This window comes from Ramlibacter sp. GCM10027632, assembly GCF_042675325.1.
Lineage (GTDB): Bacteria > Pseudomonadota > Gammaproteobacteria > Burkholderiales > Burkholderiaceae_C > Ramlibacter.
This window is the reverse complement of the sequence record NZ_JBHTGW010000007.1, coordinates 100,401-118,267: the sequence shown is the minus strand read 5'-3', so window position 1 is coordinate 118,267 and position 17,867 is coordinate 100,401. Positions and strand designations below refer to the sequence as shown.

The window sequence follows — 17,867 nt, the reverse complement described above, 5'->3', positions numbered from 1 at the left end:
GTATTACTGGCTGAAGCGCTTGATGGAGGACAGGGCGACCTTGGAGCCGCCGTCGACGATCAGCTGGATCTCGCCGGCGCTGTCGGCCTCGACCGAGCGCACGGTGGACAGGGTCTGCACCGAGACGCTCTGGGTCTTGCCGGCGACCACCGCGGTGGCCGCCATCTGGTAGGTGCCGGCGGCCGCGGCGGTGCCGGCGCTGGTGCTGCCGTCCCAGCGGAAGTTCAGCGTGCCCGGGTTCTGCGCGCCGGCGATCAGTTCCTGCACGGTCTTGCCCGCGCCGTCCTTGATCGTGACCTTCACGCCGCTGGCGCCATCGGGCAGGTCGATGCTGGCGTCCACGCTGCCGCCGGCGGCCAGGCTGGCGCTGCCGCTGCCGGTGGGCACGCGGGTGCCGATCAGGGCGGCGCTGCCCATGATGCGGTCGGCCGACATCGCGCTGACGAACTTCTCCAGCGACTGCTGCATGTTGGTCGTCGCCTCCAGCTGCGAGAACTGGGCGAGCTGGGCGACGAAGGCCTCGTTCTTCACCGGGTCCAGCGGGTTCTGGTTCTTCAGCTGCGCGGTGAACAGCGTGAGGAAGTCCTGCTTGCCCATTTCCTCCTTGCCCTTGGCGCCGGAGGTGGCCTTCTTCTCCTCGTAGCTGGTGATTCCCAGCAGCTGCGCGGAAGTGGTGTTGGAGGGGGATGCGACTGCCATCGTGGAGTGCCTCGGGCCGCTCAGGCCTTGGTGATGTCCAGGGTGCGCGACATCAGCTGGCGCGCGGTGTTGATCACTTCAACGTTGTTCTGGTAGGAGCGGGCCGCAGCCATCATCTCCACCATCTCGCTGACCTCGCTCACGTTGGACTGGAAGACGTAGCCGTCCTTGTTGGCCAGCGGGTTGGAGGGCTGGTAGACCATGCGCGGGGCCGCCGGGTCGTCGACCATGCGGTCGATCTTCACGCCGCCCTTGTAGGGGCTGCCGGCCTGGGCCATCTGCTCCTCGACCAGGGCCTTGAACACCGGGCGCTTGGCGCGGAAGGCCTCGGCCTCGGTGGCGGCCATGGTGCCGGCGTTGGCCAGGTTGGAGGCGGTGGCGTTCAGGCGCGTGAGTTGCGCGTTGAGGGCGGATCCGGCGGCGCCGATGATGGTGTCGAAGGCCATGCTCACTCCCCGCGCAGCGACTTGCGGATGCCCGCGATGCGGCTTTCCAGGAAGCTCAGCGTCGCCTGGTACTCGGACGCCGCCTTGCCGTAGTTGGCCTGCTCCACGCTCATTTCCACGGTGTTGCCGTCGAGCGCGCTGTTGAACGGGATGCGATAGCGCAGGCCGTCGGTGTCGGAGAGTTCGCCGTCGGCGAAGTGGCGCGCGCGGGTGGCGCTCATCGAGGTGGGCTGCGCGCCCGCCTCGGCGAGCACCGACCTGAAGTCGATGTCGCGCGCCTTGAAGTGCGGCGTGTCGGCGTTGGCGATGTTCTGCGCGAGCACCTCGAGCCGCCGGGTCCTGACCTGCAGGGCCTGCTCGTGGATGCCCAGGGCACCGTCCAGCAATTTCATCTGCGCTCCTTGAATCCGGGGGCGGGTTGCACGACTCGCCGGATTCCTGACACGAAGGCCTCAAGGAATCCGGCACTCGGCCGATTTCTGCAAGAGGTGTGCCACGCGCATTTCCGACGGGGAACCGACGCCCTTCAGGGCTTGGAGGCGGTGTTGGCGGCAAGCCATTGCCGCTGCTGCGGCCACGCGCTGCCGCTTCGCTCGGTCGCGGACGCGAAACCGGTGGTGAGCGAATTGACCATCGACGTCAACGCCGGCAGCGCCGGCGCCGGGGTGTCGGAAAGCCGCTCGTTGGCATGGCGCTGCAGGCCCTGGGTGATGGAGCGGCGCGTGATCGCCCCGCCCTCGTAGAGCGCCTTGGCCTGCGCCCCGGGCACCGGCAGCGGCGCGGTGGCGGCGCGCTGCGCGCGCGCGGCCGGTGTGAGCACCGCCAGGTACAGGTCGTCCAGGCCGACGCGGCCGCCGCGCGGCAGGCCGACATCCTGGAAGTAGCGGTCCACCAGGTCCAGCTGCTGCAGCACGCTCATCTTCGAGATCTCGTGCGGCCGGCTGGCGAAGCCCACGCTGGCGGCGCCGCGGCCGGGGCCGCCGCAGAACTGGATGATCCCGTGGCAGCGGCCGTTGTTGGCGGCGGGGTTCATGCCGTCGCTCTCGATCAGCACCACGCGGGCGAAGTCGTCGGGGTCGAAGCCGTAGTCCTCGGCCAGGCGGCCGACACGGTCACGCACCGCGTCGGCCTCGTGCGGCGGGATGAAGCCGCGGTCCAGCGCGCGCGTGAGCGTGCGCTCGAAGACGGGGTTGGCGGCGCGGCCGGCCAGCACCTCGGCGGCGGTGAGTGTGGGGGCCGGGGCCGCCGCGGCGGCTGCGGGGGCTGCGCCGGACGCGCCGGACAGGCCGGGCGCCGCGCTCGCCGCCACGGTCTCGGCGGATCCGCCCAGGGCCTCCAGGCGCACCACCTGCCCGGGCTGGATGCGGGTGGCGTCGGCGATGTTGTTGCCGCGCGCGACCTTCAGCGCCATCAGGAAGGCTTGGCGGTCGTCGACCTGCACGCCCTGGCTGCGGTAGTGGGACTTCACCAGGCCGACGAGGGTGTCGCCACGGCGCACGGTCACCGCCGCCTGCGCGGTCGCGGGGGATGTCGGGATGTCCATTCGGTTGGCCTCGTTCTTGCAGCGAAAGGGCATCCCGACAGGGGCGTCGGAAAACCCACACCCCCAGGAGACTGCAAATGCCGTGCCTCACCAACCCGACACGCTTCCTCGCCGCCGGCCTGCTGGCCGTGGCCGCCGGCGTGGCCGGGGCCCAGCCGGCCGCCATCGCCGCCGGGCCAGGAGCGCCTGCCACGCCCGGCGCCGACCTCGCCGCGAAGGCGCGCGAGTGGCTGGCCGCCACCTACCGCCTGCCGGCGCCGGCCTTCGGCGTGCAGCCGCTGGACGCGCGCGTGCAGTCACGCGGCTGCCCCGCTGGCTGGCAGTTCGACCAGCCCTTCCCCGGCAACGACGGCATGCTGCGCGCGCGCTGCGCCGATCCGGCCTGGCAGGTGTTCGTGCAGGTGACCCTGCCGCCGCAGGCCCAGGCCGCCCAGCGGCCCGCCGCGCCGGCGCCCCAGGCTGCCGCCGCCCCGGCCGCGCCCGTGGGCGCCTCGATCGCACCCCCCCGGGCCCCCGCCTTCCCGCCCGCGGCCCTGCCGCCCGCCGCCTTCCCGGCGGCGCCGGCCGCCCCCGTGGCGCCGGGGATGGCACCGGCCGTGCCCGCCGCCCCCGCCGTGGTGCTGGTGCGCCGCGGCCAGGTGGTCCTGACCACCTGGAGCCAGGTGCCGGGCCTGACGGTCTCCGCGCGGCTGGAGTCCCTGGACGATGGCCGCCTGGGTGAATCCATTCGTTTGAAGAACCGCGACACCGGGCGCATCGTGACCGGGGTCGTGAACGGCCAGAATTCGGCCCAGGGCCTGTGACGCGGCTGCTGGCAAAAAAATCGATGGCGAGCCCTCAAGTTTTTTTCCCGGACACCGACTCCAAGGACGAGCCGTATCCGGGCAACCGCCGCGGAACGGAGAAAGACCCATCATGACGAACCCGATCACGCAATGGAACCGCATGGCCAACGCCAATGCGGTGGAGCGCCAGGTCGCCGAGCGCGGCAAGTCCGAGAAGTCGGACAAGGCCGATGCCGCCGCCGCCCGGCCGGCGCCCGCCCCGACGGACGACCGGCTGGAACTCAGCCCCCTGGCCCGCCAGCAGTCCGCCGCCGAGCCCGGCTTCGACCGCGCCAAGGTCGACGCGATCAAGCAGGCGATCCAGAACGGCCAGTACCCGCTGGACCCGCGCCGCATGGCCGAGAGCTTCCTGGCCCTCGAGCAGATGATCGGCGAGTAAGCCCCGCCGGCGAGATCCCCCATGCGCCCCGCCACGCCCGCCCCCGACCAGGCCGCCGACCCGGTGATGCCCGACCTCGACGCCGCCCAGGCCCAGGTCGAGGCCCTGGGCGCGCTGCTGGAGGAGGAGTTCGAGGCGCTGAAGGCCCGCGCCTTCGACCGGCTGGAGGCGCTGCAGTCCGACAAGGTCGGCCTGCTCGAATCGCTCCAGGCCACCTCCCGCGTGGTGGCCGGCCTGCCCGAGCGCCCGGCGCGCTGGGCCACCGTCGTCGAGGCCCTGCAGGCGACCCGCGAGGCCTGGCGCCGCAACGAGGTGCTGGTGACGCGCCAGCTCGATGTCGTGCGCAACACCCTGCGCTCGCTGCAGTCCGCCGACGCCACCGCCTCGGTGGACCTGTACGACCGCCTCGGCCAGATGGCCCGCCGCGGCGGGCACCGCCTCTACAGCGAAGTCTGAGCCGCCCCCGGCGCCCCGCGCCCGGCCCGCCCCCGCCCGCGCCCCTCAGAAGCGCGCCGGGCGCTTCTCGTCCCCCGGCTCCATGCCCTTGAGCCAGTACACCCACGACAGCACCACCGCCACCGCGGTGTAGGCCTCCTGCGGGATCTGCTGGTCGATGTCCACCTGCGAGAGCAGCGCCAGCAGGGCCGGGTCCTCGGCCACGTGCACGCCCTGGCGGCGGGCTTCCTCGACGATGCGCTCGGCCACCTCGTCGCGGCCGCGCGCGGTGACCACGGGCGTGGCCCGGTGGCCGTAGGCCAGGGCCACGGCCTCGCGCAGGGGGGGCTTCATGCGGGCCATCGCGCGGGTCCTCAGGCGCGCACGTCCACCAGCCGGCCCGGGTCGCCGCCCTCGGGGCCCGGCTCGGGCGCCGGCGCCGGCGGCGCGCCGTGGAACACGTGCAGGCCCGTCATGCGCAGGCCGGCCTCGTTCAGCCAGGCCGCCAGGCTGCCGGCGCCGGCGCGGGCGCGGGCGGCCAGCTCGGCGCGCTCGGCCCACATCGTGAGGTCCACCGCGCCGGCCGCCCCGCCCGCGCCGCCGTCCCCGGAGGTGATGCGGGTGCGCATCCAGACCTCGCCGAAGTGGCTGCTGCGGGTGTGCAGGTGCACCACCCAGGGCGCGCGCCGGCCCTCCGCATCCGCATCGGCGGCGCCTTCGCGGGCCCAGCGCACGTCCACCGGCTCCGCGTCGGCGAAGGGCAGCAGCATGGTGAGGCTGGCGTCGCGCCCGGCCTGGGCATCGACGGCCAGCTGCAGCTGGTGCGACTCGACCTCGTCGAGGGCGTCACCGAGCAGCCGGCGGGTGGTGGCGGGCGCGTCGGTCCACTGGGCCAGCAGGATGCGCAGGAGGGTCTTGGTGTCCAGCCCGAGGCCGGCTTCGGCCTCGGCCTCGCCACGGGCCAGCGCCGCCTCCTGCGTCCAGCCACCCTGGCGCATCATCCGCCGCAGGGTCTCGCCCGTGAGCTGGCTCAGGGCCGGCCACTGCCGCACCAGCTTGGCCACCCAGGCGCCCACCTCGCCCTGCGGCGCGGCCTGAGCCATGGCCTGCAGCACGCCGGGCTGCATCAGCGTGGCCAGGGCCGAGAGCGTGGGCGGGCGCAGCGCGAGCTGTTCGAGGCGGCCGGCGGTACCGCCCGCCGCCGGCGCTGCGGCAGCCGCGTTCGCGGAGGACGCCGCTGCCGCAGCGCCCCCGTCGCCCACGGGCACCAGGGTCGCACGGCCGCCCGGGTCGAGGCGGACGATCCAGGCGGGGCGCTCGCCGGCGGCCAGGCGCAGGTGGGCCGGCACGTCGATGGCGTGGCCCTGCAGGATCAGGAAGAGGTTGTCGCCGCGCGCCTCGACGGCGGGCCGCACGACCTGGCCGTCATGCAGGCCCAGCGACGCGGCGGCCGGCGCCTCGAGCACCGGCAGCTTGCCTTCCAGGAAGATGGGCTGCGGCCGCGCGGCCTGCAGCGCGGACTCGACGCTGGCGATCACCCGCGCTGCCTCACCGCGAGGGTCAGGGGAAGCGCACCCAGGCGCGGCGGTCGGCCGGGGGCGGCGCAGAAGCCGCGGCGCGGGCCGCGCCCGGCTGCGGGCCCAGCACGCGCTGCAGGTGCTCGCGCAGGTCGCTGAGGTTCGGCAGCTGCAGCTGCGCGCCGGCGGCCAGTCGGGTCGTGCCCGGCTCGAGGGCCGCGGCATTGAGCTCCAGGAACGCGCCGCGCAGGAAGGCCTCCTTGAACGGCGAGTCGGCCATGGTGCGCTTGATCAGGGCATCCACCGTCTCGCCCTTGCGGGCGGTGACGCGCTGGCGCGGCAGGCCGTCGTCGCTGCCCGGGGGCAGCGCGTGCAGCAGGGTCTCCAGGGCGGCGCGGGTCGGCGCGCTGACGCGGGGACCGGCAGGCAGCGCCGCGGGCGCGGCCTGTCCGGCGGCCGGGGCCGGCGCGGCGCCGGCCGCCGCCATGGACGCGGCAGCGGGTGCCGGCGCGCCGGCGTGGGCGTCGGCGGCCGCCTGCGCGGGCAGCGCGGCGGATGCCAGGGCAGCCAGCACCGGCAGGGCCAGGGACAGGGTGCGGATCGGGGATGTCATGCGGTGTCTCCTCGCGGCATCGGGCTACAGGGGCAGCGCGACCCAGTCGCCCGGGGCCTGCGGGCGCGGGCCGGCGACCCAGCGCAGGGGCGTGCCGGCGGCGGCGGCGCGCTCCACCTGCACGATGGCCAGGCTGCGCACGGCGCCCGGCTCCAGCAGGCGGCCGGGCAGGTGCTGGCGCTCGACCAGCAGCAGGCGGTCGCCTTCCTGCAGGCCGTGGGCCGCGCCCTCGCGCAGGCGCAGGGCGCCGCCCTGGGCGGTGACGGCAAACCCCAGCGGCTCGCAGGCCGCCTCGCGGTCCAGCGCGGCGACGAGTTCGGCCATGGCAGCCTCCAGGGTGGCGGCGTCGGCGGCCTCCAGGCTGACCCGCAGGTGGCGGGCGCGGGCCGGCTCGCGCAGCGGCAGCAGGGCCACGCGCAGCTGGGGCGCCTCGGCGCCTGCCTCGGCCAGCTCGACGCGGGCCAGCCACTCGGTGCGGTCCAGGTCGCGGCCCAGGAGGGCGCGCTCGTAGGCGGTGGCGCCCTGGTAGGGGCGCGGCTGCGCGAGCCAGCGGCGCGACTCGCGCGCGGCGGCCAGGAAGGCGCGCTCGACGCGGCCGGCCAGGCGCTGGGCCTGCGGGTGGTGGCCGGGCGCGGCCACCTCCAGGTGCAGGCCCTGGCGCCAGCGGCCCTGGGCGGCGAGGCAGCGGTCGGGGTCGGAGGCCGCCAGCGGGCCGAGGCCGGCCGGCAGGGGCGCGGGCTCGACGCGGGCCTTCGCGGCCGCGGCGGCCGCGGCCTCGGCGGCGGGGTCGGCCACATGGGCCGGCAGGCGCACGCCGCGCACGCGGGTGTCGGCGGAGAACTGGGTGCTCTCGTGCAGGCGGCCCTCGGTGTCGATCCAGCCGAAGGTTTGCACGCGCACCGGGGCGCTGGTGAGGCTGTCCACCAGGGCCTGGCGGATCGCCTGCAGGTGGCGCTCGGGGTCGGCCGGCGGCGCGAGGTCGGTCGCCTGGGCAGCCTGGGCGGCGCAGGCCGCGGCCAGGCAACAGGCGGCGAGCCGGCGCAGGCTCATTTGCGCTTGGCGGCCAGCTGGCCGAGGTACAGCGCGCGCAGGTCGTTGACGACCTGGCGGTCCAGGGACAGCGTGGTCTCGTAGGTGTCATCGCCCACGGGGGCGATGCTCACGAGGACGGCGCCGTAGACGACGCCTTCGACGCGGGTGCGGAAGGTGTCGTTCATGACCACCTGGTCGGCGACGGTGGTGGTGGCGTCCAGGTGCTGGCCGTAGACCTGTTCGGTGAGGGCGCGGTAGGCGTCGAGCTTGGAGGCGCGGATCGCCAGCAGGCGCTGCTGCGCGGGCAGCTTGTGGTTCTGGACGCTGATGACGGCGTAGCCGGTGGCCACGAGCGTGTCGCGCTTTTCCACCATCGGCGCGATCATGCCGGGGTCGGGGGCCTCGGGCTTGGCCTGGGCCTGGGGGCGCGAGGCGGCGCAGCCGGCCAGCAAGGGCACGGCGACGGCGAGCAGGAGGAGGAGGCGCTTCATGGTCGGGGGTTCCGGTCGGGCGCGGGGTCAGTTGGCGTAGGCGCGCACGGGCTGCGAGGGCATGAGGCCCGGCAGGGTGGCCCAGGCGTCGCGGATCTCGGCCATGAGGCCGCGCACTTCGTCGATGGCGGCGGTGTCGTTGTTGCCGTTGGCGTGGATCAGGCGGCGGGTGACGTAGCCATACAGGTCGTTGAGCGTGCGGGCCAGTTCGCCGCCGCGGTCGAAGTCCAGCGAGCCCTGAAGGCCCAGGACGATGCGGCTGGCGCGGGAGATGGCCTTGCCCTTCTCGCTGATGTTGCCGTGCTGGATGTGGCCGCGCGCGACGGACAGGCTGTCCAGGAGGCCGTCGAACAGCATCAGGATCAGCTTGTTGCCGTCGGCCGTGGCCACGCCGGTGGCCACCTGGACGGCACCGTAACCGTCAAAACCAAATTTGTGCAGGCGCATGGTCTCGCTAACTCCGTATCGGTTGCTTTTCGCTCCCGAACAGGATCGGACGGAGTGCGCAGGACTTTAGGGGGCGGGGTCAGGTCTTGCATCAACGCGACTGTTTATGTCGGCCTCCGCCGGTCTCCTCCGGCCCAGCGCGCTGCGCGGGCGGGGGCAACAGGCTCCTCCCGGGGGGCTGGTGCGCTCCCGCGCACGGCCCCACGGGCCCCTCCGCCTGCCGCCCCCACCCGCGCATCGCGCACGAACACGTGAAGGCTTCGCGCCGGAAGGAGCCCGGGCATTCTTCGCGCCAACGTGCACTCGAAATCGTGGGCACCGCTCCTTCGAAGCCATGGCCCACGCTCACGCGAAGCCACTGCTTCCCCCCTCACGGCCACCACCACCGAAGTGACTCGGCCGGAGAAGACGGCCGTGATCGCTCCGGCGCGAAGCCTTGACTTGTGCGGCGTGAGCGGCGTGGGGCTGGCGGGTGGGCGGAGGGACCCGTGGGCCCGTGCACGGGAGTGCACCAGGCCCCCGGGAGGAGCCCACCCGCCAGCCCCGCGACGCGAACCTCGCCGGGGAAAGGCGGGCAACAGGCGCCACGCGAACCCGACCGACAAACGAGCTGTCGCGTTAATGCAAGACCTGACCCCGGAAACCCGGAAACCCAAGGCCTGAGCAAGGAAACCGGAAACCTCAGCCCGCCATCAGCACCTGCGACGCCGGCTGCAGCACCTCCAGCCCTGCCTCGACCTGCAGCGCCGCGCAGGCCTGGTCCAGGCGCTGACGCACCCCCGGCAGCTCCGCCGGGTCGTTGCGGGCGAAGGCCTGGCCGCAGCGGTAGATGGCCTCCACCGCCTCACCCGGCAGCCAGGACTCCACCTGCGCCCGCGGCGTGCGGATGATGCGGCTGCTGGCGGGCACGCTGTCGATGTTGCGCGCCTGGTCCTCCGCCCCCTGGCTGAAGATCTGGCTGATGTGCTCGCCGATCAGCGCGCGGTAGCGCTTGCGCACGCCATCGAGGGTGAGTTCGTCCAGCCCGCCGCTGGCCTGGCCGGTGACGGCCTCCCACAGCGCCTTGCCGGAAAGCCCCGCGTAAGGCCCGCTCGCGGCCGCCCCCGAGGCCGACGCAGCCTTGCTGTCCTTGAGGGATTGGATCAGGGCCTGCGTCTCCCGCTCCAGCCCGTTGAAACGGTCGGCCAGGTAGATCACCAGCACCACCAGGACCAGGATGGCCAGGGCCATCAGGATCATCAGGGCGGTACCGAACATGCCCATGGCCCGGTTATGAGCTGGCGGAAGCGGGCGCGTCGCCCTCACCGGCGCCCTCGCCGTCGCCGCCCTCCTCCTCGCCCGCCTCCGCAGCCAACTCGTCGCGCAGGAACTGCACGGCGGTGAAGGCGGTGGTCAGCTTGAGGGCGTCGTAGGAAATGCGGTCGGCCAGGCGCTGCGCCGCGGCGATCGCCTGCTCGGCGCTCAGCTCGGTGCGCTGGTACAGCATGCCGATCTGGAAGGCCTCCTGCGCGAACTCGCGGGGCAGGTAGACCATCACGTCACCCGCGCTGGACTTCACCTTCTGGAACAGCGGCGCGGCCGGCGGCTCGGGCTTGGTCTTGCCATCGCGCACGGCCAGGGCACAGGCCATGTCGTAGGCCTCGGCCTGCTGCGCGCCGGCGACGAAGGTCTTGTCCAGGTGGGCGCGGCACAACATGCTCATTCGCAGACGCAGGCTGTGCGCCTCGTGCGATTCGGTGGTGATGCCCGCCACCTTCTCGTACGCGGCGACCGCACGCGTGCGGTCGTCCTCGGCCGGCTTCTTGAAAATACTGAACATGGTGCTGGATGCCCGTCTATTCGATACTTTTTAACTAGCTTTTTTCGCTGGAACGCTTCCGGGCTGCAGCTCTGCACGCAACTTTTTGGCGATTGCACTTAGCAGCTGGCTAATCCGGGATTCGCTCACGCCGAGTATCTCACCGATCTCCTTGAGGTTGAGCTCTTCGACGTAGTAGAGGGAAATGATCAACTGGTCACGTTCGGGCAGCTCGGAGATCGCCTCGGCCAGCGCCTCCAGCAGCTGGGCGCGCTCCACCTGCACCTCGGGCTGGTGCTGGGCGTCGCCGGCGATGCCCATGACCTCCTCGGTCACCTCCTCGATCGAGAACGTCTCGCTGCGCCAGGCCTGGCCCTGCTCCTTGTGGAACTCGGCGATGTCCTTGCCCATGGACTGGGCCAGCTCGGCCTGCGTGGGCAGGCGGCCCAGCTCGGCGACCAGCTTGTGGGCGTGCGCGTTCTCCTCGCGGTTGAACGTCATCGAGGCGCGCGAGAGGTCGGAGACCCGGCGCAGCTCGTCGAGCATGGCCCCGCGCACCCGGCTCAGGGCGAAGTGCTCGAACGGGATGCCGCGGCGCGGGTCGTAGCCGCGCGCGGCCTCGATCAGCCCCAGCATCCCCAGCTGCACCAGTTCGTCGAGGTCCAGCAGCGGCGGGATGCGGCCCTTCAGGTGGATCGCCACCCGCTTGACCATGGGCATGTGCGAGAGCACCAGGTTCTCCTGGCGGCCCGCGGTGTCGTCATAAAGGTCCAGGGCGGCGTCCATCGCGTCTCTCCCTGCGGCCTCAGGCGCCGCCCTGCTGCGCGTGCAGCAGGCGCTCCATGAAGAATTGCAGCTGCCCGCCGACCGACTCGATCGGGGCCAGCTTCTCCAGCGCCTGCGCCATGCGGCGGAAGTCCGCCGAGGCGCGGGTGCTGGGCGCGAAATCGACCACGCTGCGGTACTTGCGCTGGGACTGCTGCACCATCTCGTCGGCGCCGACGCAGCCCAGGTACTTCACCGTGCGGCCCAGAAACTTCAGCGTCACGTCGTTGATGAAATGGGACAGCTGCTGGCCATGCGCCTCGCTGCGCGCGGCGTTGGCCACCAGGTAGATCTCGTCCAGGTCCTGGTCCTGCGACATCACCTTGATCAGGCCGTAGGCGTCGGCGATGGCGGCGGGCTGGTCCTGCAGCACCACCAGCCGGCGCTGGCAGGCCGCCATGAAGGTCAGCACCGAGGGAGAGATGCCGGCGGCGACGTCGACGATCAGGTAGTCCACCGACTCGTGCAGCTCGTCGAAGGCATGGATGATGGTGGCGACCTGGGTCATGTCCAGGGCCGCCATGTCCCGCAGGCCGGAGGCGCCGGGCACCAGCTGCACGCCGGGCGCGGCCTGCACCAGCAGCTCGGACAGCGTCTTCTCCCCGGACAGCAGGTGGCTGATGTTCCAGGGCGAGCGCACGCCCAGTGCCACCTGGGCGTTGGCCATGCCGAGGTCGGCGTCCAGCAGCAGCACCCGGTGCCCGCGCTGGCCCAGGGCCGCCGCGAGGTTGACGGCGACGGTGGTCTTGCCCACCCCGCCCTTGCCACTGGCGACGCCGATCACCTGCGGGCTGCGATGCAGGTTGCTCATGCCAGGCTCCCGGTGCGCAGGGCGGTGGCGCGCTGCGCCGGGTCCCCGGGCACGCGCCCGGCGAGGTAGACGACCCGCGACGCGGGGGCGGCCTCGGGGGCCGCCTGGGCGGCGGTGCGTGCGGGCGCGGGCGCGGTCCCCGGCAGGAAGGCCTCCTGGAGCGCCGGCTCTCCCGCCCGCGCGTCCATCATGGCCACGGCGTCCTGCGCCGGGTCCGCCTCCAGGCCGGCCTCGACGGCGGCCTCCAGGGCGGACTCCATGTCGGCCTGCAGCCGGCCGAAGGCGGCATCGAGCACGCGCTGGCCGTCGAAGCCGCGGGCCGGTGCGGCCACGTCGCCGGAGGCGGACATGCCCGCCACGGGCAGCGGCCGGTCGCACAGGGCCTGCAGCAGCGGCCAGGGCGAGGCGCACTCGTCGACCTTGCCGACCATCAGGCTGGTCCAGCCCTGGCCGGCGGCCAGCAGCCGGCGCACGCTGCCGATCGAGGCATCGGCCGGCAGCAGCAGGTGGGTGCGGATGCCCGCGTCCATCGCGCGCAGCGCGCGGGCCTGGGCCTCGCAGTCCACGCCGGCGGTGTCCACCAGCACGAAGTCCAGGCCGGCGAGTTCGTCCAGCAGCAGGCGCAGGGCGGCCTCGTCGCCGGCGCGGTAGCAGGCCACGCCGGCCTGGGCGGCGAGCACGCGCGCCTGGCTCCAGGCGCCCACGCGCTGGTCGTTGAAGGTGATGATGGCCACGCGCTCGGCGCCCTGGCGCAGCGCCGCGGCGCGCGCCAGCCGGGTGACCATGTGGGTCTTGCCCGCGCCCGACGGGCCGCAGATGGCGTGGACGCCGCGGTCGATCGCGGCGGCCGGCAGCGCGGACAGCGCGCCGGCCATCTGCTCGCGCATCGCCGCCAGGGCCTCGCGGGCGTCGGTGGCCTCGCGGGCGCCGTCGAGCAGCAGCGCGCGCAGGCCGGCCGGCACGCCGGCGTCGTTCAGGGCGTGCAGCACCGGCTGCACCGCGGCGGGCCAGGCCTGGGTGTCGGCCCAGGCCTGCACCTGGCGGCCCAGGGCGAACTCCTGGCGCAATGCGGCGATCTCGCGGCGCACCAGGTCCACGACCTGGCGGTCGCGGGCGGCGGCGTCGGTGGCGGGAGCGCGCCCGGCTTGTGCGGCTTGTGCGGCTTGTGCGGCTTGTGCGGCTTGTGCGGCTTGTGCGGCTTGTGCGGCACGGGCCGTCGCGGGCATGGCCTCCCCCCCGGCCGCATCGGCACGCGCCTGGGCCTGGGCCTGGGCCTGGGCCTGGGCCTGGGCCTGGGCCTGGGCCTGGGCCTGGGCCTGGGCCTGGGCCTGCGACTGCGCCATCAGCCGCGCCTCCAGCACCGCCGCGGCGGGTGCGGACTCGGGCAATTCCGCCGGCTCCGGCTCGGGCATCGGCCCGAGCGCGCGGCGGAAGGCCTGGGTGAAGGCGCTGGGCTCCTTCGAGGACGCCGGCGCCGGCGCGGCCGCCGGCTCGGGTGCGACGTCCAGGGCCACCACCAGTTCCACCTGGCCGTTCACGCTCTGGCTGGAGACGACGAGGACGTCCTTGCCATACCGGGCCATGGCGAGGTCCATGGCCGTGCGGCTGTCTTTGGCGAGGATGCGTTTGAGTTCCATGGCTCAGGCCTTTCAGGAAACTTGGCGTTGGTTCTTGACATCGGCGTCGACGGTGAACACCACCTTCACGGCCTGGTCGTCGGGGATTTCGCTGTAGGACAGCACGGTGAGGTCGGGGATGCGGTGGCGCACCGCCTGCGAGAGCCAGCCACGCACCGAGGGAGAGACCACCAGCACGGCGGCCACGCCCTTGTCCTCCACCTGGCGCGAGCTGTCACGCAGCGCGCCGAACAGGCTCTCGGCCATGCCCGGCTCCAGCACCGGCGGCGAGCCGGCCGGGCTTTGCTGCAGCACGTTGTGCAGCAGCTGCTCGACGTTCGGCGCCAGGGTCATCACCTGCAGCGTGTCGCCGCTGTCCAGGAGGTTCTGCACGATCATGCGTCCCAGCTTCGGGCGCACCAGCGAGGTCAGCACCTCGGGGTCCTGGGTGCGCGCGCCGGCTTCCAGCAGGGCCTCGGCCAGGGTGCGCATGTCGCGGATCGGGACACCCTCGGCCAGCAGGTTCTGCAGCGTGCGCGTGACCACGCCCAGCGGCATCTTGCCCGGCACCAGCTCCTCGACCAGCTTGGGATGGCGCGCCGCCAGCTTGTCCAGCAGCTTCTGCGTCTCGTCGTGCGAGAGCAGCTCGTGCGCGTTGTCACGCAGCACCTTGTTCATGTGGGTGGCGATGGCGGTGGCCGCGTCGACCACGGTGTAGCCCAGGGTGCGGGCCATGTCCCGCTGCGACGGGTCGATCCACACCGCCTCCAGGCCGAAGGCCGGCTCGCGCGTGGCCACGCCCTCGAGCTTGCCGTAGACGCTGCCCGGGTTGATCGCCAGCTCGCGACCCGGCTTGACCGAGCCGCGCGCGCGCACCACGCCGTGCAGGACGATGTGGTACGAGTCCGGCTCCAGGCTCAGGACGTCGCGGATACGCACCGGCGAGACCAGGAAGCCCAGCTCCGAGGACAGCTTCTTGCGCACGCCCTTGACCCGCGTCATCAGCTGGCCGCCGGTCTCGGGGTTGACCAGGGGGATCAGGCCGTAGCCGATCTCCAGGCCGATCAGGTCCACCGACTCGACGTCGTCCCAGTCGAGCTCCTTGGGCGCCTCGGCGGCGGGCTTGTCGTCGGCCTTGGGCGCCTCGGCCTTGCGATTGCGCTCCACCATCATCAGCCCGAGGCCGGCGGCGGCCGCGCCGAGGAACAGGAAGACGGCGTGCGGCATGCCCGGCACCACGCCCAGCACGCCCAGCACGCCGGCGGCGATGAACAGGGCCGAGGGGTTGGCCAGCTGCGAGACGGCCTGCTCGGTCACCGACTCGGCGGTGGTCACGCGGGTGACGATGATGGCGGTGGCCAGCGACAGCAGCAGCGCGGGGATCTGGGCCACCAGGCCGTCGCCGATCGCCAGCAGCACGTAGACCTTGGTCACCTCGTTGAGGGACATGCCGTGCTGGCCCAGGCCGATGGCGATGCCGCCGATCAGGTTGATCAGCAGGATCAGGATGCCGGCGATGGCGTCGCCGCTGACGAACTTGGAGGCGCCGTCCATGGAGCCGAAGAAGTCCGATTCCTGCGAGAGCTCCTCGCGGCGGCGCTTGGCGGTCTCCTGGTCGATCACGCCGGCGTTGAGGTCGGCGTCGATCGACATCTGCTTGCCCGGCATCGCGTCCAGGGTGAAGCGGGCATTGACCTCGGAGACCCGGCTCGCGCCCTTCGTCACCACCACGAAGTTCACGATGGTCAGGATGATGAAGATGATGAAGCCGATCAGGTAGTTGCCGGCGATCACGAACTCGCCGAAGGCGGCGATCACCTTGCCCGCCGCGTCATGGCCCTCGTGGCCGTGCGACAGCACCACCCGGGTCGAGGCCACGTTCAGCGCCAGCCGCAGCATGGTGGCGAACAGCAGCACCGTGGGGAAGGAGGAGAACTCCAGCGGCTTGCGGGTGTTGATCGAGATCATGATCACCACCAGGCCCACCAGCAGGTTGAACGTGAACAGCACGTCCAGCAGCAGCGCCGGCAGGGGCAGCACCAGCATCGCGATGATCAGCATCACGATCGCCGGCACGGCGAGGCCCGACCTGTCGTATTGGGACAGGCCCTGTCGGATCGTTGACAGTGAGGCGAGGCTCATGGCGGTTTTCGTGAGGAATCGAGCCTGTCACGCAAAGCCCGTGCCACCGCGTCCGACACCCTGCGCCGCCCCCGCGCGCGCGCCGGGCCGGCCCGCGCGGCGGCAAGTTCTTTCCGGTCACGGTTCTTGCAGGACACCCGCGCACCGCGGTCCACCGGCCGCAGGACTCCATGCCACAGCAAGGTATCGCCTCACATGTTCATGCCAACGATTTCCCTCGATTCGCCCGCTGCCGCCGCCGCGGCGGGCGACCCCGCCGGCGCCGCGCAGGGCGCGAACGCCCTGCCCGCCGACGGCGGCGCGGCCTTCGCGCAGCGGCTGGCGCTCGCCCAGTCGGCCCTGCCGCAGGGGCAAAACCTTGCCGCCGGCGCCCTGCCCCTGCAGGCCCTGGCGCTGGGACCGACGATGGAGCTGGTCACCCCCGCCGCCGACGGCCCGGACAGCGAGGCCCTGGCCGAATTCGCCAAGGCCCAGGGCCTGGACGAGGAGGTGGTGGCCTGGCTGTTCGGCGACCCCGCCGCGCTGGCCCAGGGCCAGGCCCTGGCGGGCGTGCCGCCTGGCGCGGTGCCGGGCGGCGCGATGCCGGCCGGCGCCACCCTGTCCGACGGCGCCACCAGCAACAGCGCCCTGACCCAGGTGAGCCTGATGGCCACCCTGGCGGCCGGCGCGGGCACCCCCGGCACCCCGGGCACGCCCGCCCCGGCGACCGGCGCGGCGCAGGCCGCCGCCGTCCTGGCCGGCGCCGCCACCGGCCTGCCGGCCTGGCTGCAGCAGGCCGGCGCCGCCACCCCCGCCACCGCGCCGGCTGCCGACGCCGGTGCCGCACCCGACGCCGCCGCCCCGGCGGCGATGCAGCTGCAGTCCTTCGCCGCCGCCCTGGCCGCTGCGGCCACGCCCTCGGGTCGCAGCGCGCAGGCCGCCGCCGCGCCCCAGGCCCCGACCGGCGCGCAGGCGGGCGCCGAGGTGCTGGCACTGGAGATCGAGGTCGAGCCAGGACTGGAGTCGCTGTGGGAGCCGGATGCCGGCGCCGCGGCGCCCGCGCCGGGCAGCGACGCGGCCTCGGCCGGCGCGGGCGGCGACGCCGGCGCGCAGTCCCTGCCCGACGAGCCCGCCGCCACCACCACCCTGGCCCAGCGCGCCCAGGGCTACCAGGCCCTGGCCCAGCGCCTGGGCGAGGCGGTGGCCCAGCGGGTGATGGCGCAGATCGAGAAGGGCCACTGGCAGGTCCGGCTGATGCTGCGGCCGGAGAAGCTCGGTGAGGTGGAGATCGACCTGAAGATGCGCGCCGGCCAGGTCGACGCCGCCTTCCAGGCCTCCAACCCGGTGACCCGCGACCTCCTCAACGAAGGCCTGCCGCGCCTGCGCGAAGTGCTGTCGCAGGCTGGCATGGAGATTGCGGACCTGAACGTAGGAACCGGAAAAGGCCAGCACGCTGGCGGAAATCCGACACCCCGCCAGTCCCCTGGCCCGGCCGCCCCTGGCGCGCCGGCCGAGGCGCAAGCCCCGGACACCGCCGCCCTCGCCGCCGCGCCCGCCGCGCGCCGGACGACGGCCTCGGGCCTGGACGTGCTGGTCTGATCGAAGGAGCAAGCCAAATGGCAGAAGAAGTCGTCGAAGCGGAAGAAGCGAAACCGAAGAAGCCGATCGTGATGATCATCGTCGCGGGCGTGGTCCTGCTGGTGCTGCTCGTCGCGGCCATCGGCGGCACGCTGTTCGCCACCGGGTTCTTCGACAGCAAGGACAAGAAGGCCGCCGAGGCCCAGCTCGCCGAGCTCGAGGGCAAGGGCGGCAAGGGCAAGGACGACGGCCATGGCAAGAAGGACGACGGCCACGGCAAGCCCGCCGCCGGCGCCAGCGCGCCCCAGCCGGTGGCCAAGGCCGCTGGCGAGCTGCAGCGCTTCGAGTCCCGCTACTACGAGATGGAGAAGGACCTGGTGGCCAACCTCACCGGCTCCAAGAAGGTCATGCAGGTCAAGATCGCCATCATGACGCGCTACGACGAGCGCGTGATCAACAACATCAAGAAGCACGAGTTCGCGCTGCGCTCGGCCGGCCTGGACATCCTGCGCCAGACCAAGGCCGAGGAGATCGACCAGCCCGACTTCCGCAAGCGCCTGGCCGAGAAGCTGCGCGACGAGATGAACGCGGTGCTGCAGAAGCTCGAGGACTTCGGCGGCCTCGAGGAAGTGCACTTCACCAACTTCATCGTCCAGTAACCGCGCTTCCCC

21 protein-coding genes are annotated in these 17,867 nt (G+C 73.1%); 5 read left to right on the top strand and 16 right to left on the bottom strand.

The window, feature by feature from the left end; genetic code table 11:
• Positions 1 to 3: 3 nt before the first annotated feature.
• From ACFQZY_RS12235 to ACFQZY_RS12220, 4 genes are all read right to left on the bottom strand, one after another.
• The gene (locus tag ACFQZY_RS12235; RefSeq protein ID WP_377416098.1) at positions 4 to 699 is read right to left on the bottom strand and encodes a flagellar hook assembly protein FlgD; all 696 of its coding nucleotides are present in this window, start codon (positions 697 to 699) and stop codon (positions 4 to 6) included.
• 20 nt (positions 700 to 719) lie between these two features.
• Positions 720 to 1,145: a flagellar basal body rod protein FlgC gene (gene flgC / locus ACFQZY_RS12230; RefSeq protein WP_377416096.1), complete on the bottom strand. Its 426-nt coding sequence runs from the start codon at positions 1,143 to 1,145 to the stop codon at positions 720 to 722.
• A 2-nt stretch (positions 1,146 to 1,147) separates the two neighbouring features.
• Entirely contained in the window at positions 1,148 to 1,537 is a 390-nt protein-coding gene (gene flgB, locus ACFQZY_RS12225; RefSeq protein ID WP_377416094.1) for a flagellar basal body rod protein FlgB, read from the bottom strand.
• A gap of 134 nt (positions 1,538 to 1,671) precedes the next feature.
• The gene (locus tag ACFQZY_RS12220; RefSeq protein ID WP_377416092.1) at positions 1,672 to 2,688 is read right to left on the bottom strand and encodes a LysM peptidoglycan-binding domain-containing protein; all 1,017 of its coding nucleotides are present in this window, start codon (positions 2,686 to 2,688) and stop codon (positions 1,672 to 1,674) included.
• A 77-nt stretch (positions 2,689 to 2,765) separates the two neighbouring features.
• On the opposite strand from ACFQZY_RS12220, the gene ACFQZY_RS12215 reads away from it, so the two are divergent.
• From ACFQZY_RS12215 to ACFQZY_RS12205, 3 genes are all read left to right on the top strand, one after another.
• Positions 2,766 to 3,491: a flagella basal body P-ring formation protein FlgA gene (locus tag ACFQZY_RS12215; protein ID WP_377416090.1), complete on the top strand. Its 726-nt coding sequence runs from the start codon at positions 2,766 to 2,768 to the stop codon at positions 3,489 to 3,491.
• Between the two features lie 112 nt (positions 3,492 to 3,603).
• Positions 3,604 to 3,912 (top strand): flagellar biosynthesis anti-sigma factor FlgM, encoded by a 309-nt coding sequence (gene flgM, locus ACFQZY_RS12210; protein ID WP_377416088.1) that lies wholly within the window; start codon positions 3,604 to 3,606, stop codon positions 3,910 to 3,912.
• Between the two features lie 21 nt (positions 3,913 to 3,933).
• Positions 3,934 to 4,368: a hypothetical protein gene (locus ACFQZY_RS12205; protein ID WP_377416086.1), complete on the top strand. Its 435-nt coding sequence runs from the start codon at positions 3,934 to 3,936 to the stop codon at positions 4,366 to 4,368.
• Positions 4,369 to 4,413: 45 nt separating this feature from the next.
• Here the strand turns inward: ACFQZY_RS12205 and ACFQZY_RS12200 are convergent, their stop codons facing one another.
• The 12 genes from ACFQZY_RS12200 to flhA form a co-directional block, all read right to left on the bottom strand.
• Positions 4,414 to 4,710 carry an EscU/YscU/HrcU family type III secretion system export apparatus switch protein gene (locus ACFQZY_RS12200; protein WP_377416084.1) on the bottom strand — a complete coding sequence of 99 codons (297 nt, stop codon included), beginning with the start codon at positions 4,708 to 4,710 and terminating at the stop codon, positions 4,414 to 4,416.
• 11 nt (positions 4,711 to 4,721) lie between these two features.
• The gene (locus ACFQZY_RS12195) at positions 4,722 to 5,885 is read right to left on the bottom strand and encodes a hypothetical protein (protein WP_377416082.1); all 1,164 of its coding nucleotides are present in this window, start codon (positions 5,883 to 5,885) and stop codon (positions 4,722 to 4,724) included.
• Between the two features lie 22 nt (positions 5,886 to 5,907).
• Positions 5,908 to 6,477, bottom strand: coding sequence for a hypothetical protein (locus ACFQZY_RS12190; protein ID WP_377416080.1), 570 nt, complete (start codon positions 6,475 to 6,477; stop codon positions 5,908 to 5,910).
• Positions 6,478 to 6,501: 24 nt separating this feature from the next.
• Positions 6,502 to 7,527 carry a hypothetical protein gene (locus tag ACFQZY_RS12185; protein WP_377416078.1) on the bottom strand — a complete coding sequence of 342 codons (1,026 nt, stop codon included), beginning with the start codon at positions 7,525 to 7,527 and terminating at the stop codon, positions 6,502 to 6,504.
• Entirely contained in the window at positions 7,524 to 8,000 is a 477-nt protein-coding gene (locus ACFQZY_RS12180; RefSeq protein WP_377416076.1) for an LPP20 family lipoprotein, read from the bottom strand. The genes ACFQZY_RS12185 and ACFQZY_RS12180 overlap by 4 nt, the downstream gene beginning before the upstream one ends.
• A 27-nt stretch (positions 8,001 to 8,027) precedes the next feature.
• Positions 8,028 to 8,447 (bottom strand): flagellar export chaperone FliS, encoded by a 420-nt coding sequence (gene fliS / locus ACFQZY_RS12175; protein ID WP_377416074.1) that lies wholly within the window; start codon positions 8,445 to 8,447, stop codon positions 8,028 to 8,030.
• 681 nt (positions 8,448 to 9,128) lie between these two features.
• A complete protein-coding gene (locus ACFQZY_RS12170) occupies positions 9,129 to 9,704 on the bottom strand; it encodes a hypothetical protein (protein WP_377416072.1) in 576 nt (191 codons plus the stop codon).
• A 13-nt stretch (positions 9,705 to 9,717) separates the two neighbouring features.
• On the bottom strand, positions 9,718 to 10,266 hold the full coding sequence (locus ACFQZY_RS12165) for a hypothetical protein (protein ID WP_377416070.1): 549 nt from the start codon (positions 10,264 to 10,266) through the stop codon (positions 9,718 to 9,720).
• A 30-nt stretch (positions 10,267 to 10,296) separates the two neighbouring features.
• Positions 10,297 to 11,031 carry an RNA polymerase sigma factor FliA gene (gene fliA, locus ACFQZY_RS12160; protein ID WP_377416068.1) on the bottom strand — a complete coding sequence of 245 codons (735 nt, stop codon included), beginning with the start codon at positions 11,029 to 11,031 and terminating at the stop codon, positions 10,297 to 10,299.
• 19 nt (positions 11,032 to 11,050) lie between these two features.
• The gene (locus ACFQZY_RS12155; protein WP_377416066.1) at positions 11,051 to 11,881 is read right to left on the bottom strand and encodes an AAA family ATPase; all 831 of its coding nucleotides are present in this window, start codon (positions 11,879 to 11,881) and stop codon (positions 11,051 to 11,053) included.
• Entirely contained in the window at positions 11,878 to 13,518 is a 1,641-nt protein-coding gene (locus ACFQZY_RS12150) for a hypothetical protein (RefSeq protein WP_377416064.1), read from the bottom strand. The genes ACFQZY_RS12155 and ACFQZY_RS12150 overlap by 4 nt, the downstream gene beginning before the upstream one ends.
• A gap of 12 nt (positions 13,519 to 13,530) precedes the next feature.
• Entirely contained in the window at positions 13,531 to 15,639 is a 2,109-nt protein-coding gene (flhA, locus tag ACFQZY_RS12145) for a flagellar biosynthesis protein FlhA (RefSeq protein WP_377416062.1), read from the bottom strand.
• 201 nt (positions 15,640 to 15,840) lie between these two features.
• On the opposite strand from flhA, the gene ACFQZY_RS12140 reads away from it, so the two are divergent.
• Both ACFQZY_RS12140 and fliL read left to right on the top strand, forming a co-directional pair.
• Positions 15,841 to 17,217 carry a flagellar hook-length control protein FliK gene (locus ACFQZY_RS12140; protein ID WP_377416060.1) on the top strand — a complete coding sequence of 459 codons (1,377 nt, stop codon included), beginning with the start codon at positions 15,841 to 15,843 and terminating at the stop codon, positions 17,215 to 17,217.
• A 17-nt stretch (positions 17,218 to 17,234) separates the two neighbouring features.
• The gene (gene fliL / locus ACFQZY_RS12135; protein WP_377416058.1) at positions 17,235 to 17,855 is read left to right on the top strand and encodes a flagellar basal body-associated protein FliL; all 621 of its coding nucleotides are present in this window, start codon (positions 17,235 to 17,237) and stop codon (positions 17,853 to 17,855) included.
• The last annotated feature ends 12 nt before the right edge of the window (positions 17,856 to 17,867 follow it).

Bases quoted from the DNA above. Each gene is read 5' to 3' on its own strand.
- ACFQZY_RS12235 (WP_377416098.1), bottom strand. From the start codon at position 699: ATGGCAGTCGCATCCCCCTCCAACACCACTTCCGCGCAGCTGCTGGGA.
- flgC (WP_377416096.1), bottom strand. From the start codon at position 1,145: ATGGCCTTCGACACCATCATCGGCGCCGCCGGATCCGCCCTCAACGCG.
- flgB (WP_377416094.1), bottom strand. From the start codon at position 1,537: ATGAAATTGCTGGACGGTGCCCTGGGCATCCACGAGCAGGCCCTGCAG.
- ACFQZY_RS12220 (WP_377416092.1), bottom strand. From the start codon at position 2,688: ATGGACATCCCGACATCCCCCGCGACCGCGCAGGCGGCGGTGACCGTG.
- ACFQZY_RS12215 (WP_377416090.1), top strand. From the start codon at position 2,766: ATGCCGTGCCTCACCAACCCGACACGCTTCCTCGCCGCCGGCCTGCTG.
- flgM (WP_377416088.1), top strand. From the start codon at position 3,604: ATGACGAACCCGATCACGCAATGGAACCGCATGGCCAACGCCAATGCG.
- ACFQZY_RS12205 (WP_377416086.1), top strand. From the start codon at position 3,934: ATGCGCCCCGCCACGCCCGCCCCCGACCAGGCCGCCGACCCGGTGATG.
- ACFQZY_RS12200 (WP_377416084.1), bottom strand. From the start codon at position 4,710: ATGGCCCGCATGAAGCCCCCCCTGCGCGAGGCCGTGGCCCTGGCCTAC.
- ACFQZY_RS12190 (WP_377416080.1), bottom strand. From the start codon at position 6,477: ATGACATCCCCGATCCGCACCCTGTCCCTGGCCCTGCCGGTGCTGGCT.
- ACFQZY_RS12185 (WP_377416078.1), bottom strand. From the start codon at position 7,527: ATGAGCCTGCGCCGGCTCGCCGCCTGTTGCCTGGCCGCGGCCTGCGCC.
- ACFQZY_RS12180 (WP_377416076.1), bottom strand. From the start codon at position 8,000: ATGAAGCGCCTCCTCCTCCTGCTCGCCGTCGCCGTGCCCTTGCTGGCC.
- fliS (WP_377416074.1), bottom strand. From the start codon at position 8,447: ATGCGCCTGCACAAATTTGGTTTTGACGGTTACGGTGCCGTCCAGGTG.
- ACFQZY_RS12170 (WP_377416072.1), bottom strand. From the start codon at position 9,704: ATGTTCGGTACCGCCCTGATGATCCTGATGGCCCTGGCCATCCTGGTC.
- ACFQZY_RS12165 (WP_377416070.1), bottom strand. From the start codon at position 10,266: ATGTTCAGTATTTTCAAGAAGCCGGCCGAGGACGACCGCACGCGTGCG.
- fliA (WP_377416068.1), bottom strand. From the start codon at position 11,031: ATGGACGCCGCCCTGGACCTTTATGACGACACCGCGGGCCGCCAGGAG.
- ACFQZY_RS12155 (WP_377416066.1), bottom strand. From the start codon at position 11,881: ATGAGCAACCTGCATCGCAGCCCGCAGGTGATCGGCGTCGCCAGTGGC.
- ACFQZY_RS12150 (WP_377416064.1), bottom strand. From the start codon at position 13,518: ATGGAACTCAAACGCATCCTCGCCAAAGACAGCCGCACGGCCATGGAC.
- flhA (WP_377416062.1), bottom strand. From the start codon at position 15,639: ATGAGCCTCGCCTCACTGTCAACGATCCGACAGGGCCTGTCCCAATAC.
- ACFQZY_RS12140 (WP_377416060.1), top strand. From the start codon at position 15,841: ATGCCAACGATTTCCCTCGATTCGCCCGCTGCCGCCGCCGCGGCGGGC.
- fliL (WP_377416058.1), top strand. From the start codon at position 17,235: ATGGCAGAAGAAGTCGTCGAAGCGGAAGAAGCGAAACCGAAGAAGCCG.